The organism is Streptomyces sp. NPDC048434 (genome assembly GCF_043200375.1).
Lineage (GTDB): Bacteria > Actinomycetota > Actinomycetes > Streptomycetales > Streptomycetaceae > Streptomyces.
Genome location: NZ_JBICXQ010000014.1, coordinates 155,522 through 170,524 on the forward strand (window position 1 = coordinate 155,522; position 15,003 = coordinate 170,524).

The window sequence follows — 15,003 nt, forward strand, 5'->3', positions numbered from 1 at the left end:
TGTGACGGCGCAACCGGGTGGAAAATTAAACAGCCGGAATTCCACCTTGATCAAATACAAAACGGGCACAGTCAACTCGGCGCCACGCGACAAGCCGTCCGAAAACAATCCCTCGAAAGCCCCGGATTCCCCTTACCGGACGTCCTTTATCGGCCGTCCGGGAATTGTCCAACGAGACACACTCCGCACACATTTCCCGCACATCGCCCCGCTTGCCGGTCCCGCGCCCTCCCGGCCCCGTCCGCCGGCCCGTCCGATGCCACCGGAACGGACCGGAGCGCCACCTCGCTCTGTGCCCCCCGCGCGAGCATCATGTCCCGGGCTCCAGTACACCTTCGACGAACGAGGTGCAGCGGATGGTTACGGACACCGACCGGGCGGACGTCCGTCCCCCCAGGGCGCAGAGCCGCGGGTCGGTGCTCGTCGACTGGCTGACGACCACCGACCACAAGAAGATCGGGCATCTCTACCTGATCACCGCGTTCGGATTCTTCCTGGTGGGCGGTCTGCTGGCGATGGTGCTGCGCGCCGAACTGGCCCGCCCCGGGCTGCAGATCATCGACGCGGAGCAGTTCAACCAGGCGCTGACCATGCATGGCACGATCATGCTGCTGCTGTTCGCCACCCCCGCCTTCGCCGGCTTCGCGAACGAGATCATGCCGCTGCAGATCGGCTCGCCCGATGTGGCCTTCCCGCGGCTGAACATGTTCTCGTACTGGCTGTTCCTCTTCGGCGGCCTGATCGTGCTGGGCAGCTTCCTCACCCCGTTCGGCGGCCCGGCCTTCGGGTGGACGGCCTACGCCCCGCTGAACTCGATGGTCCGCTCCCCCGGCGTCGGCGCCGATATGTGGATCATGGGGCTGGCGCTGGCCGGCTTCGGCACCATCCTCGGCGCCGTCAACTTCATCACCACGATCATCGTGCTGCGGGCGCCCGGGATGACGATGTTCCGGATGCCGGTGTTCACCTGGAACATCCTCTTCACCTCGATCCTGGTGCTGATGGCGTTCCCCATCCTGGCGGCGGCGCTGCTGGTGCTGGAGGCGGACCGGCAGTTCGGGGCGGTGGTGTTCGAGGCGCAGTGGGGCGGTGCGCTGCTGTGGCAGCACATGTTCTGGTTCTTCGGCCATCCCGAGGTCTACATCATCGCGCTGCCGTTCTTCGGCATCATCACGGAGATCATCCCGGTCTTCTCCCGCAAGCCGATCTTCGGCTACGTCATGCTGATCGGCGCGACGATGGCCATCACGGCCCTGTCGGTGATGGTCTGGGCGCACCACATGTTCGTGACGGGGGCGGTGCTGCTGCCCTTCTTCTCCATCATGTCGTTCCTGATCGCGGCGCCGACCGGGGTGAAGTTCTTCAACTGGATCGGCACCATGTGGCACGGCTCGGTCTCCTTCGAGACGCCGATGCTCTGGTCGATCGGGTTCCTGGTGAGCTTTCTGTTCGGCGGGCTGACCGGCGTCATCCTCGCCTCACCGCCGATGGACTTCCATGTCACCGACTCGTACTTCGTCGTCGGCCACTTCCACTACGTCGTCTTCGGGACGGTCGTCTTCGCCACGTACGCGGGCTTCTACTTCTGGTGGCCGAAATTCACCGGCAAGTTGCTCGACGAGCGGCTGGGAAAGATCCACTTCTGGACACTGTTCATCGGCTTCCACACCACCTTCCTCGTCCAGCACTGGCTGGGCGTGGAGGGCATGCCGCGGCGCTATGCCGACTATCTGGCCGCCGACGGCTTCACGGCCCTGAACACCCTCTCCACCGTCGGCTCCTTCCTGCTCGGCCTGTCCACGCTGCCGTTCCTCTACAACGTCTGGAAGACCATGCGCTACGGCGCCAAGGTCTCGATGGACGACCCCTGGGGCTTCGGCCGCTCCCTGGAGTGGGCGACCTCCTCGCCGCCGCCGCGGCACAACTTCACCACCCTCCCGAAGATCCGCTCCGAGTCCCCCGCGTTCGATCTGCACCACCCGGAGGTGGGGAAGCAGCCGACGCCGGCGCCGCCAGTGCCCGGGAGAGCCGGTCCCTGACCTCCCGAATGCGGTCGAGCAGTTCCGGCGGCTCACGGACCTCGAAGTCGAAGCCCGTCAGCACGATGTGGAACACCATCACCTCCAGGCTGTGCGCCCCGGTACGCAGCAGACAGGACTGGTCGTCGACGGCTTCGAGCGTCCCGGCGGCCGGGCCGATGCGCTCCGCGGCCTGCTCCAGCGGGACATGCAGCAGCACGGTGGCCTGCCGTGCGTACGCATGGGTGGAGATGCCCCGGGAGACATACGCGGCGAGATCCTGGGCCGGCGGTGTGCGGGGCGTGAAGCGCGGCCCGTGCGGCGGGGTGAGGGTGAGGCGGTCGGCCCGGTAGGTGCGCCAGTCCGCGCGGTCCGCGTCCCAGGCGACGAGGTACCAGCGGCGTTGGGCGCAGACCAGGCGGTGCGGTTCCACAGTGCGGCGGGAGACCGTGCCGTCGTGGGCGGTGTAGTCGAAGCGGAGCCGGTGGCAGTCCCGGCAGGCGTGCGCGAGTTCGGTGAGGAGGTTCGGGTCGACCCGGGGGCCGCCGCTGCCGAGCAGCGGGACGGTGAAGGCGTTCAGCGCACCGACCTGGCGCTGCAGCCGGTGCGGCAGCACCTGCTCCAGCTTCGCCAGCGCGCGTACGGAGGCCTCCTCGATGCCCTCGACGCCCCCTGCCGCGGCGGTCCGCAGTCCGACCGCGACCGCCACCGCCTCCTCGTCGTCCAGCAGCAGCGGCGGGAGCTCGGCGCCGGCGCCGAGCCGGTAGCCGCCGGCCGTCCCGGGCGCGGAGTGGACGGGGTAGCCCAGCTCGCGCAGCCGGTCGATGTCCCGGCGCACCGTTCGCGGGGTGACATCGAGCCGGCCGGCGAGCTCCGCGCCGGACCACTCCCGGTGGGCCTGCAGCAGCGAGAGCAGGCGGAGCAGACGTGCCGAGGTCTCCAACATGGCCCGAGTCTCGCAGCCCATGCGGACAGCTACGGTCCTCGGTTCGTCCCCACCACCGCGGGCGGTACTCCGTCAGCTCTCGGCAGGACCCGCGACCCGTACGGCCAGGTCGTTGTCGAGCGTGTAATACGGGCCGATCCTGAGCTGTTCCGCATCGGTGCGCACCGGCAGCGCGGGGTAGCTGAAGACCTGCTTCTTGTCGGCGACATCGTCCAGGAGGCGGGCGATACGCACCGGCCCGGCGCCCTCGGCGGGGCGCAGCCACAGGTCCCACGGCTCGCTGCCGTGCTCCCACCGGCCGGCCAGCTCCTCGTAGGGCAGCGTGAAGCGGAACTCCGGGCCCTCGACGGTCAGCGGGACGGTGACGGTGGCCGGTTCGGCGTCCGGGGCGGCGGGGTGGTGGCGCGCCCGGGCCTCGGCGCGGGCACCGGCCCCCGCGGAGGCGCCGTACAGCCGGCCGGAGACCGTTATGCCGCCGGGCGCGACAAGGATGTCACCGGCTTCGGCGTGCGGGCCGCGCAGCCAGCTGCGCAGCGCGAGATTGCCGAACTTGGTCGCGTACGGAATGCGCACACCGAGCCGGCCGATGCCCGCCAGCGGCCTGCGGTCCACCAGCGACCGCAGGTCGTTGACGCCCGGCAGCAGGCGCCGCGGGTCCCGGCCGTCACCGAGGTCGGCGTAGGCGTTCCAGCGGCCCTCGGCGAGGGCGACGGTGCTGGGCAGCACGGCACGCAGGCGCCCGGCGCCGTTCGGCCCGAGCGGCAGCCGTACCTCGTCGTCCGCACCGTCGCCGCCGCGCAGCCGCAGCACCAGCGCCGCGCTCCAGGCGGCAGGGGTGTCCTGAGGGGCGTTCAGGTCGAAGGTGAGGCCGCCCGCGGAGTCCGCGATGCAGTCGGCCCGCAGTTCCACCGGCTCCCCCTCGTCGCCCCGCTCCTCCGGCCGCTCGGGGCCGTCGGTTCCCTCGCTCACCGGAACCACGGGTTCCTGATCGATGGCAGAGGACTCCTTCATCTCGTCTCCGGTCACGGTCAGTTGGCTCGACGCCGTCATACCGTCCGCACCCCTCTCAGCCCGGCGCGGGCCGCATCCTTGGTGGCGTATGCGCCGCTGAGCAGGGCTCCCCGGGCGCGATGCAGGCTGCCGCGCAGCCGGTTGCCCCGCCCGCGGGCCAGCAGCTCGCCGAAGAGCTCCTCATAGCGTCCGGCGACCGCGGCGGGGTCGAAGCGGGCCGACGAGGCCAGCGCGGCCCCGCCCATCCGCTTGCGGGCGGCGTCGTCGTTGATCAGCGTGAGCAGCGAGCCCGCCAGCGCCTCCGGATTGCCGACCGGCACCAGCTTGCCGTCCACCCCGTCGTCGATGATCTCGCCGGGACCGTGCGGGCAGTTGGTGGCGACGACCGGCAGACCGCAGCGCATGGCCTCGACGATCGTCATCCCGAAGGACTCCAGGCTGGAGGAGACCGCCGCGATCGAGCCCTTGGCCCACTCGGGCTCCAGGGGGTTGGCCGGGCCCATCAGGAAGACATGGTTGTACAGGCCGAGTTCGTCGATCAGGGTGCGCAGTGCGGCCTTCTCGGCGCCGCCGCCGTAGATCCGCAGCCGCCAGTCGGGACGCTCGGCGGCGACCTGGGCGAAGGCCCGGATGAGGACGTCATAGCGCTTGACGCGGGCGAGCCGGCCGGCCGCGACGACCCACTTGCCGCTGCCGTCGGCGGGCGTGAGAGCCGGCTCCGGCACGCTGTTGGGCACCGCCTCGACGCGTACCCCGGGCAGCCGCAGCGTCCGGCGGTAGGCACGGGCATCGGCCTCGGTGACGGTGGTGACCGCGTCGAGGCGCGGATAGGCGCCGCGCAGTGCCAGCTTGAGCGCCCGGCTGTGGGTGTCCAGGGTGAGATGCTCCTGGCCTATCCGGACCGGGCCGCGGCGCGCCTGCCTGGCGATGTGCACATTGAGTCCGGGCCGGGTGCCGACCACCACGTCCGTCTCCGTCCGGCGCAGATGCTGGGCTATCCGGCGGTCGGTGAGCTCGCTGTACTGGCCGAAACGGCCCTCGGCGGCGGGAAATATCCTCGCGGGACGGGCATGTGCGGGATCGGCACCGTCGTAGTCGGGGCTGTTCTCCCTGATGTCCACGAGATGCCGCAGCGCGACCCGCGGGCCGAGGTCGAAGACCGGCTCGTCGCGGTGGCGCAGTACGGACACGATCTCCACGTCGTGCCGCTCGGCGAGCGTGCGCGCAAGGTTGAACGTCGTCCGGATCGTTCCCCCGATGCCGTAGGCATTATGAATCAGGAATGAGATGTGCATCCGTCCCCGTGTCCCCTGGTCTTCCGGTCGTTCTGGTCTCCCCGTGGGACACGTCGCGCCCCCCTCCCGACGGCGCGACGCATCCCCTGCTGAACGGTAGGACCGCGAAGAGGGGTTCCTGGTTGGGCCTTTCGCCAAGTTGTTCCGCAAAAGTTAGGTCATCGGTAGCCGGGGCATGGAACCTCCCGGCTTCGAATCCCCTCCGCCTCCGCCGTGTCACCAGGCCTTCCGGCGGATCGGGACCGGGCGGCCCCCGGCGGGGTCGTCACACCGTGGTCGTCCAGCCGTCAGGCGTCGTGAGCCGGACCGGAGTTCGACGACGCCTTGTGGGGAAGCCGCAGCTCGGTGCCGACCGACAGCCGGTTCGGATTGCGTCCGATGACCTTCCGGTTGGCCTTGTAGAGCGCCTTCCAGCCGCCCTTCACGCGGTACTTGTGGGCGATCTCGCCGAGCGTCTCCCCGCGCCGCACGGTATGGGTCCGGACGGGGGCGGTCAGCCCGTAACGCCGGGCACACTCGGGCCAGGCTCCCCACCCCTGCGCGGCCTGCACCCTCTTCGCGATCTTGATCTGCTCGTCGCGGGAGGCGAGGTCGGCCCGCTCCGCGAAGTCGAGGCCGCCGAAGGCCTCCCAGGTGGGCTGCCAGAACTGCAGCCCGCCGTAGAAGGTGTTGCCGGTGTTGACGTGCCAGTCACCACTGCTCTCGCAATCGGCCAGGCACCCCCACGGCCACTGGTCGCCGGCGCAGGCGTGCGAGGTCTTGCCGCCGGGGCCGCCGCCGGTCCCGTCAGCGGCGGCGGCGCCGGGCAGGCACAGCACCAGGGCGGCAGCCGCCGCGGTGAGCAGCCCGACGGATCCCACGAAGCGCCGAGGCGCCGAAGAGTTGTCCGACATAGCCGGTGACGGTAAGCAGCAGTCGGCCGCTGACCAGCGCGCCACGCCCTCAGGGCCCCGCCCCCACCCGGTCCGGTGTACGGAACGCCGCCGACTGCACCAGGTTCTGCGCAAGAGTTGGCGTTATGTGACCGCTTCTGGGGCGGCTTTCCACGGTTTTCCGCTGTGCGGGGATTGGTTCGATTCTGTTCCCGCCCTCGCGTGACTCCTGCCGCAGGTCACCCGTTGTCCTTGTACGAGCCGGCGACCACCCGGCAGAAGCACAGAGATCGAGGAGCCACCCGTGCCGCGCATGCTCGACGTCAGCGACGACGTTCGCGCCGAGATCGGCGACGAAGAAGCCGACCGCCTGCTGGCCGGTGGCGACGCCCCCGGCAGCTACGACTGCACCTCCTGCCGGACCCCCGGTGACAGCGAGCAGGAGCGCACCAGCACCGTCCTGTTCGTGGGCGAGGAGACCGCGGTGCTCGCGTTCGCCCATGCCACCTGCATCCCCTCGCAGGTCGTCCCGGTGTCGGAGGAGCAGCTCCAGGGAGCCGTGCGCTCCATCACCGGAGAGGAAACAGCCGCCCCCCAGAACCCCGCCCCGGCCGTCCCGCTCCCCACCGCCCCACGCCAGGCGACCCTCGGGATCACCTGCGGTCTGGTGCTGATCGAGAGCGACCTGCGCCCGGCCCTGGTGGTCGAGCCGGACGGCCCGATCGCCCGTCCCGGCTCGGCCGGCCCGGACGACGCCTTCCTTCCGCTGCTCCTGGAGCAGGGCTTCCACCCGGTGATGGACATGAACCAGCTCCCGGGCCCGAACCCGGGCTGGTCCGCGCTGCTGGCCATGGGCAAACTGCACGCGGTCCTGCAGCCGGGCAGCGCCGGCCAGCAGGCCGCCTGGTGGCAGGCCCACCAGCCGCTGGCCGTCTCCGACGGCTGGCGCGCCGCGGCCAACAAGGCGCAGTCGGTGGTGATGTACGCGGCGCCCGCGGGCTCCATCGGCCACCAGCCCCGCGAGGACCTGATGCGCCAGGCACTGGAGGACGCCGCGGCCAAGGGCGCCCTGGTCGCCGCGGAGATGCCGCTGGCCGGCACCTGACAGCCCCTCGGCACCCGATCGCGGGAGCAGGACCGTCATCCGGACGGTCATGCCCTCGCGATCAGCCATTTCCGCAGGAAAGCCGCATCCCGCGGCCTGCGAGGTCGTTGGCACATACGTGCACGCATACGACCCCTCCTCCCGCGCCCCCTACGCCCACCCGATCCCCGGCATGCGCCCGTCCCACGAACGCGGGACGAGGCACACCACGGACCATGGTTCGGCCACGCCGATCTATGACGCGCTGTACGCCGAGTACCGCCGCTCCTTCCGGGCGCTGCCAGGGGACCGTACGGACGAGCCGGAGATCTCGGAGGTGCTGCGCGATGCCGGGAATTGGAGCCGTACGGCGGCGTCCACGGGCCACTGGGAGGTCGTGAGCCGGCAGTCGTACCACCCGGGGGGTCATCTCCCGGCGGCGCTGCCGCCGGCACAGCGGGACGCCCGGCCGCACGGACGCTGATCGGTCCGCACGGCCAGGGAGCCGGCGCTACTTCTTCCTGCCGCGCTTCTCGCGCACCCGCACGGAGATATGGATCGGCGTCCCGTCGAAGCCGAACTCCTCGCGCAGCCGCCGCTCGACGAAGCGGCGGTAGCCGGCCTCCAGGAAGCCGGAGGCGAACAGGACGAAGCGCGGCGGCTTGGTGCCCGCCTGGGTGCCGAAGAGGATGCGGGGCTGCTTGCCGCCGCGGATCGGGTGCGGGTGGGAGGCGACGATCTCCCCGAGGAACGCGTTCAGCCGCCCGGTCGGGATACGGGTCTCCCAGCCGGCCAGCGCGGTCTCGACCGCCGGGACCAGCTTCTCCATGTGGCGGCCGGTGCGCGCGGAGACGTTCACCCGCATCGCCCAGGGGATCTGCACGAGGTCCCGCTCGATCTCCCGCTCCAGGTAGAAGCGGCGCTCCTCGTCGAGGGTGTCCCACTTGTTGTAGGCGATGACCAGGGCGCGTCCGGCCTCCACGGCCATCGTGATGATGCGCTGGTCCTGGACGCTGATGGACTCGGACGCGTCGATCAGGACGACCGCGACCTCGGCCTTCTCGACGGCCGCCGCGGTCCGCAGCGAGGCGTAGTAGTCGGCGCCTTCCTGGAGGTGCACCCGGCGGCGGATACCGGCGGTGTCCACGAACTTCCAGGTCTTGCCGCCCAGTTCGATCATCTCGTCGACCGGGTCGCGGGTGGTGCCGGCAACCTCGTTGACGACCACCCGCTCCTCGCCGGCGACCTTGTTCAGCAGCGATGACTTGCCGACGTTCGGCCGGCCGATCAGCGCGATCCGGCGGGGGCCGCCGAGTGCGGTGCCGAAGGTCTGCGCGGGCGCCTCGGGCAGCGCGTCGAGGGCGGCGTCGAGCATGTCGCCGGTGCCCCGGCCGTGCAGCGCGGAGACCGGGTGCGGCTCGCCGAGGCCCAGCGACCACAGCATGGCGGCGTCGGCCTCACCCGACGGGCCGTCGACCTTGTTGGCGACCAGGACCACCGGCTTGCCGGCGCGGCGCAGCAGCTTGACGACGGCTTCGTCGGTGTCGGTCGCGCCGACCTTGGCGTCGACGACGAAGACGACCGCGTCGGCGGCATCGATGGCGAACTCGGCCTGCAGCGCCACGGAGGCGTCGATGCCGAGGACGTCCTGCTCCCAGCCACCGGTGTCGACGACCTTGAAGCGGCGGCCGTTCCAGTCGGCCTCGTAGGTGACGCGGTCGCGGGTGACGCCCGGCTTGTCCTCGACGACCGCTTCACGGCGGCCGATGATGCGGTTCACCAGGGTCGACTTGCCGACGTTGGGGCGGCCGATGACGGCGAGGACGGGCAGCGGGCCGTGGCCGGCCGCGGCGATGTCACCCCCGACCTCCTCGAGGTCGAAGCCCTCCTCCGCGGCGAGCTCCATGAACTCCGCGTACTCGGCGTCGCCAAGCGCACCGTGCTCGTCGCCGGTAGGGATCTGGTCGTTCATGAAGTCCGTTCCTCGTTCATCATCGTGATCGGTGGGCCGCTCGTCCGCGGCCCACTACTCAAGTGTGGGTCAGCGCCCGGTCAGGCGCCTGGCCCCCGCCAGGTGGGCGGTCAGCCGCTCCTGGATCCGTACGGTCGCCTCGTCGAGCGCCTTACGGGTACGCCGCCCGCTGCCGTCGCCCGCCTCGAAGGCGTCACCGAAGACGACATCGACACGGGACCGCAGCGGCGGCACGGCCGGCGTCAGCCGACTCTGCCGCTCCGTGCTGCCGAGCACCGCCACCGGCACCACCGGGGCCCCGGAGCGCACCGCGAAGTACGCCAGGCCCGCCCGCAGGGAGGCGAAGTCGCCCTCACCGCGGGTGCCTTCCGGGAAGATCCCCAGCACGCCGCCCTGGTCCAGCACCCCGAGGGCGTCGGTGATCGCCTTGCGGTCGACGGTGTTGCGGTCCACCTTCAGCTGCCCGATGCCCCGCAGGAACGGGTCCAGCGGGCCGACGAAGGCTTCCTTCTTGATCAGAAAGTGCACCGGCCGCGGCGCGGTGCCCATCAGCATCGGGCCGTCGATGCCGTGCGAGTGGTTGACGGCGAGAATCACCGGGCCGGCCGACGGCACCCGCCAGGCGCCCAGCACCCGCGGCCGCCACAGCCCGTACATCAGGCCGATGCCGATCCGCCGGCCGACCGCGGCGCCCGCCTCGCTCGGGGCCCCGCCGCTGTCGGTCACCGGGCGACCCGCCCTGCCTTTTCGGCGCCGGCGCCCTCGATGAGGGTGACCACGCACTCGATGACCTGCTCCAGCGTCAGCTCGGTGGTGTCGACCTCGACGGCGTCGTCCGCCTTGGCCAGCGGGGAGGTCTTCCGGCCGGAGTCGGCGGCGTCCCGCTTGATCAGCGCCTCGCGGGTGGCGGTCAGGTCGGTGGCCTCCTTGCCCTTGAGCTCGCCGCTGCGGCGGGCCGCGCGCGCCTCGGGGGAGGCGGTGAGGAAGACCTTGAGGTCGGCGTCGGGCAGGACGGTGATGCCGATGTCCCGGCCCTCGACGACGATGCCGTGCGGCGCCTCGGCGGCGATGCTGCGCTGCAGATCGGTGATCAGGGCCCGTACCTCGGGAACGGCGCTGACCGCGCTGACCGCGGCGGTGACCTCCTGGGTGCGGATCGGGCCCGCGGCGTCCAGGCCGTCGACCGTGATGGTCGGCGCGGACGGGTCGGTGCCGGAGACGATCACGGGCTTGGCTGAGGCGTCGGCCACCGCGGTCGCGTCATTGACGTCGATGCCGTTGGCCAGCATCCACCACGTGATCGCGCGGTACTGGGCGCCGGTGTCGAGGTAGCCGAGGCCCAGCTTGGCGGCGACGGCCTTGGACGTGCTGGACTTGCCCGTGCCTGCGGGGCCGTCGATGGCGACAATCACTGCTGCCGGGGCGGTCCGAGCGGCGGTTTCCACGGTGACGAACACCTTTCTTGTACACGGGGCGGGGGTCCAAGGCCATAAGGGCCTCGGACAAGGTTACTGGCTCACCCGCACGGCGCCGTCCACGGTGTCATGGCCGGATGGACCAGCCCCGCTCCCGCAGCTCCGCGGTCAGCACCGGAACGGCCTGCGGCTCGACCATGAGCTGGATGAAGCCGGCCTGCTGTCCGGTGGCGTGCTCGATGCGGACGTCCTCGATATTGACCCCGGCCCGGCCGGCGTCGGCGAAGATCCGGGCCAGCTCGCCGGGCTGGTCGCCGATGTAGACGGCGACGATCTCGTAGGTGGCCGGGGCGGCGCCGTGCTTGCCGGGCACCCGTTCCCGGCCGGCGTTGCCGCGGCGGAGCACGTCCTCGATGCCGCCGGCGCCGCCGCCGCGCTTCTCCTCGTCGGCGGACTGCAGGGCGCGCAGGGACCGTACGGTCTCGTCCAGGTCGGCGGCGATCTCGCCCAGCACATCGGCGACCGGGCCGGGATTGGCGGAGAGGATGTCGATCCACATCCCCGGATCGGAGGCCGCGATCCGCGTCACATCCCGGATGCCCTGGCCGCAGAGCCGTACGGCGGTCTCGTCGGCGCCCTTGAGGCGGGCGGCCACGAGGCTGGAGACCAGCTGCGGGGTGTGCGAGACGAGGGCGACGGCGCGGTCGTGGGCGTCCGCGTCCATCACCACCGGGACGGCCCGGCACAGGGCGATCAGCTCCAGGGCGAGGTTGAGCACCTCGGTGTCGCCGTCGCGGGTCGGAGTGAGCACCCAGGGCCGGCCCTCGAAGAGGTCGGCGGTGGCGGCCAGCGGGCCGGAGCGCTCCTTGCCGGCCATCGGATGCGTGCCGAGGTAGCCGGAGAGCTCGCAGCCCCTCGCCTCCAGCTCGCGGCGCGGGCCGCCCTTGACGCTGGCGACGTCGATGTAGGCGCGGGCCACCCCGCGCCGGATGGCATCCGCCAGCGCCGCCGCGACATGGGCCGGCGGCACGGCCACGATGGCCAGATCGACCGGTCCCGGGGGCGCCTCGGCGGTGCCCGCACCGAGCGCGGCGGCCGTCAGGGCCTGCGCCTGGTCGTGGTCCTCCAGGAACACCTGGACGCCGCGCGCATGGAGCGCCAGCGCCGCCGAGGTGCCGATCAGGCCCGTTCCGATGACGAGTGCGGTCCTCACTGCGCGATGTCCTTTCGCAGCGCCCCGGCCGCGCCGAGGTAGACATGGGCGATCCCGGCCTTGGACAGCCCGGTCTCGACATGGGCGAGCACCCGCACCACGCGCTCCATGGCGCCGGTGATGTCCAGCTCCTGGGCGCAGATCAGCGGGACGTCCGTGATGCCCAGGGCGCGCACGGCGGCGGCCGGGAAGTCGCTGTGCAGATCGGGGGTGGCGGTGAACCACACACTGATCAGGTCGTCCGCGCGGAGGTCGTTGCGCTCCAGGATGGCGGTGAGCAGCTCGCCGACCTGCTCCTGCATGTGTCCCGCGTCGTCCCGCTCCAGCTGGACGGCCCCGCGGACCGCTCGTACCGCCACGTCACTGCTCCCCTGCGTTCTGTGCCGCTTCACGCCCCTGGTGCGCGCACTGATCAGCGTAACCAGCCGCACGGACAATCCGTACGCGGCGGCCGGCCGGCGAGACGGCCGGGGGGGCGGGGGCGGCGGTCCGTGCGCGCCGCGACCGGCCGCCCACCGATAGTGACCAGGCTTCCGGAGGGAAGCATTCCGCCCCCGAAACCTGGTGACATTCGCCATCCCACCAGCGACAATCGCCGCCATGTCCGAAGCCGCCGCAGCTCACACCCTGGTCGCCGAGCACACCGTCTACGCATGTGTGATGGGCTCGCGCGCCTTCGGTCTGGCCACGGAGTCCAGTGACACCGACCGGCGCGGGGTGTATCTCGCACCCACCCCGCTCTTCTGGGGCTTCGAGAAGCCGCCGACCCATGTGGAGGGACCGCGCGAGGAGGAGTTCTCCTGGGAGCTGGAACGGTTCTGCCATCTGGCGCTGCGCGCCAACCCCACCATCCTGGAGTGTCTGCACTCCCCCTTGGTGGAGCGGATCGACGCCACCGGCCACGAGCTGCTCGCGCTGCGCGACGCCTTCCTGTCGCGGCAGGCCCACCGCACCTTCACGGGCTACGCCGGCGGTCAGCTCAAGCAGCTGCGCGCCGACGTACGGCAGCACGGCGCGCCCCGCTGGAAGCACGCCATGCATCTGCTGCGGCTGCTGGCCTCGTCCCGCGATCTGCTCCGGACCGGCGTGCTCACGCTGGACGTCGGCCAGGACCGGGAGGAGCTGCTGGCGGTCAGGCGCGGTGAGGTGGCCTGGGACCGGGTGGAGCGCCGGATGGCGAGGCTGTCCGAGGAGGCCGAGGCCGCGGTGTCCGGCTCGCCGTTGCCGGCCGAGCCGGACCGCGGCCGGGTGGCCGACTTCCTGTTCCGGGCCCGGAAGGCCTCAGCGCTCGGCTGAGGCGCCCGCCGTCCTGGCCCGGACGATGAGGTCGTGCAGCGCCTCGCGGGCGCCGGGGGCGTCCGGCAGGGCGGTGGCGTCCTGGGCGGCGTCCAGCCGGGCGTGCAGCGCCTCGATGTCCGTACGCAGCCGCGCCGGGTCCACCACCTCACCGGCCGCGCCGTGTTCGGCCTCCTCCTTGGCCGCGATCAGCTCCGGTATGTAGGCGGGCGCGGCCAACTCGTCGGCCAGCGTGGGCAGATGGGGCTGCACCCGGCCGCTGTCCATGAGGTGGATGCCGGTGAGCAGCACCCGCAGCGTGTACAGCAGCGGCTTCAGCTCGCCGGTCTTCCCGAACAGCCGCCACTGGGTCGTGGCGAAGCCCCGGTAGTGGTGGGCGTGGTGGGCGGTGAGCAGGTCCGGCACCAGCGCGATCAGCTCGTCGTGCACGGGAGTGGTGTGCACGACCAGGGGCGAGAGCAGCTGCTCCAGCACGTAGCCGTTGCGCCGCAGCAGCAGCCGGGCGAATTTGCGCAGGTCGTGCGAGACCAGATCCAGCTCGGTGCGGCCCTGGTGCCACATCCGGGTCCGGGTCTCCTCGGGCTCGTGCAGCCCGAGGAGGGCGGCGGCCGGCAGGAGGTGGGCGCCGCGCAGATCGACGTCGGAGTCCCGGGACGGGAAGCCGTACAGATGGGCGCCGGAGACCGTCGCGAAGACCAGCGGATCGTCCTGTTCCGCGACCACGGCGCCCAGGTCGACGGCGGGCAGCCCGGCCTCCCGGAGGACGGCCGCCCTGCCGGCGGCTGTCGGGTTCTCACGCATCCCAGGCCTCCCCCAGTGCCAGCAGTTCGTCGCGGTACTCGATACGGGCGGCCCACTCCTCGGGCCAGGCGCCGGCCCCGAGGTGGGCGCCGGCGAACGCACCGGTGAGGCAGGCGATCGAGTCGGAGTCGCCGGAGGTGCAGGCGGCCCGGCGCAGCGCGGTGAGCGGCTCGTCGGGGAAGAGCAGGAAGCACAGCAGGCCGGTGGCCAGCGCCTCTTCGGCGATCCAGCCGGCGCCGGTGGCCAGGCAGGGGTCGGACTCCGGGTCCCGGGCGCCGAGCGCCGCGTCCAGCCGGTCCAGGACGCCGAGGCAGTCGTCCCAGCCGCGCGCGCTGAAGGCCGTCTTCGAGGGGTCCTGGCTCCGCCGCCACAGGTCGCCGAGCCAGTCCTCCCGGTAGACGGTGCGGTGGTCCTGGGCGTATGCGCGCAGCAGGCCGGGCAGTTCGGCGGGCGGTGCGCCGTCGGCGAGGGCGCGTACGGCGAAGGCGGTCAGGTCACTGGCGGCCAGCGCGGTGGGGTGCCCATGGGTCAGCGCGGACTGCAGCTGCGCGGCGCCGGAGCGTTGGTGCGGGCTCAAGCCCGGCGCGAGCCCGATCGGCGCGACCCGCATATTGGCGCCGCAGCCCTTCGACCCCATCTGGGCGGCTCCGGCCCAGGGCCGGTCCCGGTCGCTGAGCAGCTCACAGGCCCGCAGACAGGTGGCGCCCGGTGCCCGGTTGTTGTCGGGCGAGCGCCACCAGGCGACGTACTCCTCGCGTACGGGAGCCAGGAGGCCGTGCGGGGTGAGCGCACCGCGCCCCATGGCGGTGTGCAGCCCGCGGCCCAGCGCCAGCGTCATCTGGGTGTCGTCGGTGACAAAGGCGGGGTCGGGCAGCGCCATCTGCCGCCACGGGCCGCACTTGGCCAGGATCGAGGGCACATCGTTGAACTCGGTGGGAAAGCCGAGCGCGTCACCGAGCGCCAGCCCGATCAGCGAGCCGGTAGCGGCGGACCCCTTGGACACCATGAAAAAACCACCCCTTAATGTCAGCGTGACATTAAGGGGTGGTGGGGCGGCGCCGCAAGCCATTTCCCTGCCGT

15 protein-coding genes are annotated in these 15,003 nt (G+C 71.8%); 4 read left to right on the top strand and 11 right to left on the bottom strand.

What is annotated here, in order from left to right:
• The first annotated feature begins 356 nt into the window (after nt 1-356).
• Nucleotides 357-2,039 carry a cytochrome c oxidase subunit I gene (ctaD, locus tag ACGFWI_RS18630; protein WP_393907049.1) on the top strand — a complete coding sequence of 561 codons (1,683 nt, stop codon included), beginning with the start codon at nt 357-359 and terminating at the stop codon, nt 2,037-2,039.
• On the opposite strand, the gene ACGFWI_RS18635 is transcribed toward ctaD, so the two are convergent.
• From ACGFWI_RS18635 to ACGFWI_RS18650, 4 genes are all read right to left on the bottom strand, one after another.
• Nucleotides 1,927-2,964 carry a helix-turn-helix transcriptional regulator gene (locus ACGFWI_RS18635; RefSeq protein WP_393907050.1) on the bottom strand — a complete coding sequence of 346 codons (1,038 nt, stop codon included), beginning with the start codon at nt 2,962-2,964 and terminating at the stop codon, nt 1,927-1,929. The genes ctaD and ACGFWI_RS18635 overlap by 113 nt on opposite strands.
• Nucleotides 2,965-3,036: 72 nt before the next feature.
• Nucleotides 3,037-4,014 (bottom strand): hypothetical protein, encoded by a 978-nt coding sequence (locus ACGFWI_RS18640; protein WP_393907051.1) that lies wholly within the window; start codon nt 4,012-4,014, stop codon nt 3,037-3,039.
• Nucleotides 4,011-5,270, bottom strand: a complete 1,260-nt coding sequence (locus ACGFWI_RS18645; protein ID WP_393907052.1) for a glycosyltransferase family 4 protein — start codon at nt 5,268-5,270, stop codon at nt 4,011-4,013. The genes ACGFWI_RS18640 and ACGFWI_RS18645 overlap by 4 nt, the downstream gene beginning before the upstream one ends.
• A gap of 287 nt (nt 5,271-5,557) precedes the next feature.
• Complete coding sequence (locus ACGFWI_RS18650; RefSeq protein WP_393907053.1) at nt 5,558-6,163, bottom strand: transglycosylase family protein; 606 nt, start codon at nt 6,161-6,163, stop codon at nt 5,558-5,560.
• 283 nt (nt 6,164-6,446) lie between these two features.
• Between ACGFWI_RS18650 and ACGFWI_RS18655 the strand changes: the two genes are divergently transcribed.
• Entirely contained in the window at nt 6,447-7,247 is an 801-nt protein-coding gene (locus ACGFWI_RS18655; protein WP_393907054.1) for a hypothetical protein, read from the top strand.
• Between the two features lie 118 nt (nt 7,248-7,365).
• Nucleotides 7,366-7,710 carry a hypothetical protein gene (locus tag ACGFWI_RS18660; RefSeq protein ID WP_393907055.1) on the top strand — a complete coding sequence of 115 codons (345 nt, stop codon included), beginning with the start codon at nt 7,366-7,368 and terminating at the stop codon, nt 7,708-7,710.
• Between the two features lie 27 nt (nt 7,711-7,737).
• Here ACGFWI_RS18660 and der read toward each other — a convergent pair whose 3' ends face one another.
• The 5 genes from der to aroH form a co-directional block, all read right to left on the bottom strand.
• Nucleotides 7,738-9,198 carry a ribosome biogenesis GTPase Der gene (gene der, locus ACGFWI_RS18665; protein ID WP_393907056.1) on the bottom strand — a complete coding sequence of 487 codons (1,461 nt, stop codon included), beginning with the start codon at nt 9,196-9,198 and terminating at the stop codon, nt 7,738-7,740.
• A gap of 69 nt (nt 9,199-9,267) precedes the next feature.
• Nucleotides 9,268-9,924, bottom strand: a complete 657-nt coding sequence (locus tag ACGFWI_RS18670) for a lysophospholipid acyltransferase family protein (RefSeq protein WP_393907057.1) — start codon at nt 9,922-9,924, stop codon at nt 9,268-9,270.
• Nucleotides 9,921-10,655, bottom strand: a complete 735-nt coding sequence (gene cmk, locus ACGFWI_RS18675; RefSeq protein ID WP_393907058.1) for a (d)CMP kinase — start codon at nt 10,653-10,655, stop codon at nt 9,921-9,923. Before cmk ends, ACGFWI_RS18670 begins: the two co-directional genes overlap by 4 nt.
• Before the next feature lie 85 nt (nt 10,656-10,740).
• Nucleotides 10,741-11,826, bottom strand: a complete 1,086-nt coding sequence (locus ACGFWI_RS18680) for a prephenate dehydrogenase (RefSeq protein ID WP_393907059.1) — start codon at nt 11,824-11,826, stop codon at nt 10,741-10,743.
• Nucleotides 11,823-12,185 (bottom strand): chorismate mutase, encoded by a 363-nt coding sequence (gene aroH, locus ACGFWI_RS18685; protein ID WP_393907060.1) that lies wholly within the window; start codon nt 12,183-12,185, stop codon nt 11,823-11,825. Before aroH ends, ACGFWI_RS18680 begins: the two co-directional genes overlap by 4 nt.
• Nucleotides 12,186-12,426: 241 nt before the next feature.
• Between aroH and ACGFWI_RS18690 the strand changes: the two genes are divergently transcribed.
• Nucleotides 12,427-13,122, top strand: coding sequence for a DNA polymerase beta superfamily protein (locus ACGFWI_RS18690; protein ID WP_393907061.1), 696 nt, complete (start codon nt 12,427-12,429; stop codon nt 13,120-13,122).
• Here ACGFWI_RS18690 and ACGFWI_RS18695 read toward each other — a convergent pair.
• Together ACGFWI_RS18695 and ACGFWI_RS18700 are read right to left on the bottom strand one after the other, a co-directional pair.
• Nucleotides 13,108-13,923: a DNA polymerase beta superfamily protein gene (locus ACGFWI_RS18695; protein WP_393907062.1), complete on the bottom strand. Its 816-nt coding sequence runs from the start codon at nt 13,921-13,923 to the stop codon at nt 13,108-13,110. The two genes, ACGFWI_RS18690 and ACGFWI_RS18695, sit on opposite strands and share 15 nt — an antisense overlap.
• Complete coding sequence (locus tag ACGFWI_RS18700) at nt 13,916-14,929, bottom strand: ADP-ribosylglycohydrolase family protein (RefSeq protein WP_393907063.1); 1,014 nt, start codon at nt 14,927-14,929, stop codon at nt 13,916-13,918. Before ACGFWI_RS18700 ends, ACGFWI_RS18695 begins: the two co-directional genes overlap by 8 nt.
• Between the last annotated feature and the right edge of the window lie 74 nt (nt 14,930-15,003).

Bases quoted from the DNA above. Each gene is read 5' to 3' on its own strand.
- ctaD (WP_393907049.1), top strand. From the start codon at position 357: ATGGTTACGGACACCGACCGGGCGGACGTCCGTCCCCCCAGGGCGCAG.
- ACGFWI_RS18635 (WP_393907050.1), bottom strand. From the start codon at position 2,964: ATGTTGGAGACCTCGGCACGTCTGCTCCGCCTGCTCTCGCTGCTGCAG.
- ACGFWI_RS18640 (WP_393907051.1), bottom strand. From the start codon at position 4,014: ATGACGGCGTCGAGCCAACTGACCGTGACCGGAGACGAGATGAAGGAG.
- ACGFWI_RS18645 (WP_393907052.1), bottom strand. From the start codon at position 5,270: ATGCACATCTCATTCCTGATTCATAATGCCTACGGCATCGGGGGAACG.
- ACGFWI_RS18650 (WP_393907053.1), bottom strand. From the start codon at position 6,163: ATGTCGGACAACTCTTCGGCGCCTCGGCGCTTCGTGGGATCCGTCGGG.
- der (WP_393907056.1), bottom strand. From the start codon at position 9,198: ATGAACGACCAGATCCCTACCGGCGACGAGCACGGTGCGCTTGGCGAC.
- ACGFWI_RS18690 (WP_393907061.1), top strand. From the start codon at position 12,427: ATGTCCGAAGCCGCCGCAGCTCACACCCTGGTCGCCGAGCACACCGTC.
- ACGFWI_RS18695 (WP_393907062.1), bottom strand. From the start codon at position 13,923: ATGCGTGAGAACCCGACAGCCGCCGGCAGGGCGGCCGTCCTCCGGGAG.
- ACGFWI_RS18700 (WP_393907063.1), bottom strand. From the start codon at position 14,929: ATGGTGTCCAAGGGGTCCGCCGCTACCGGCTCGCTGATCGGGCTGGCG.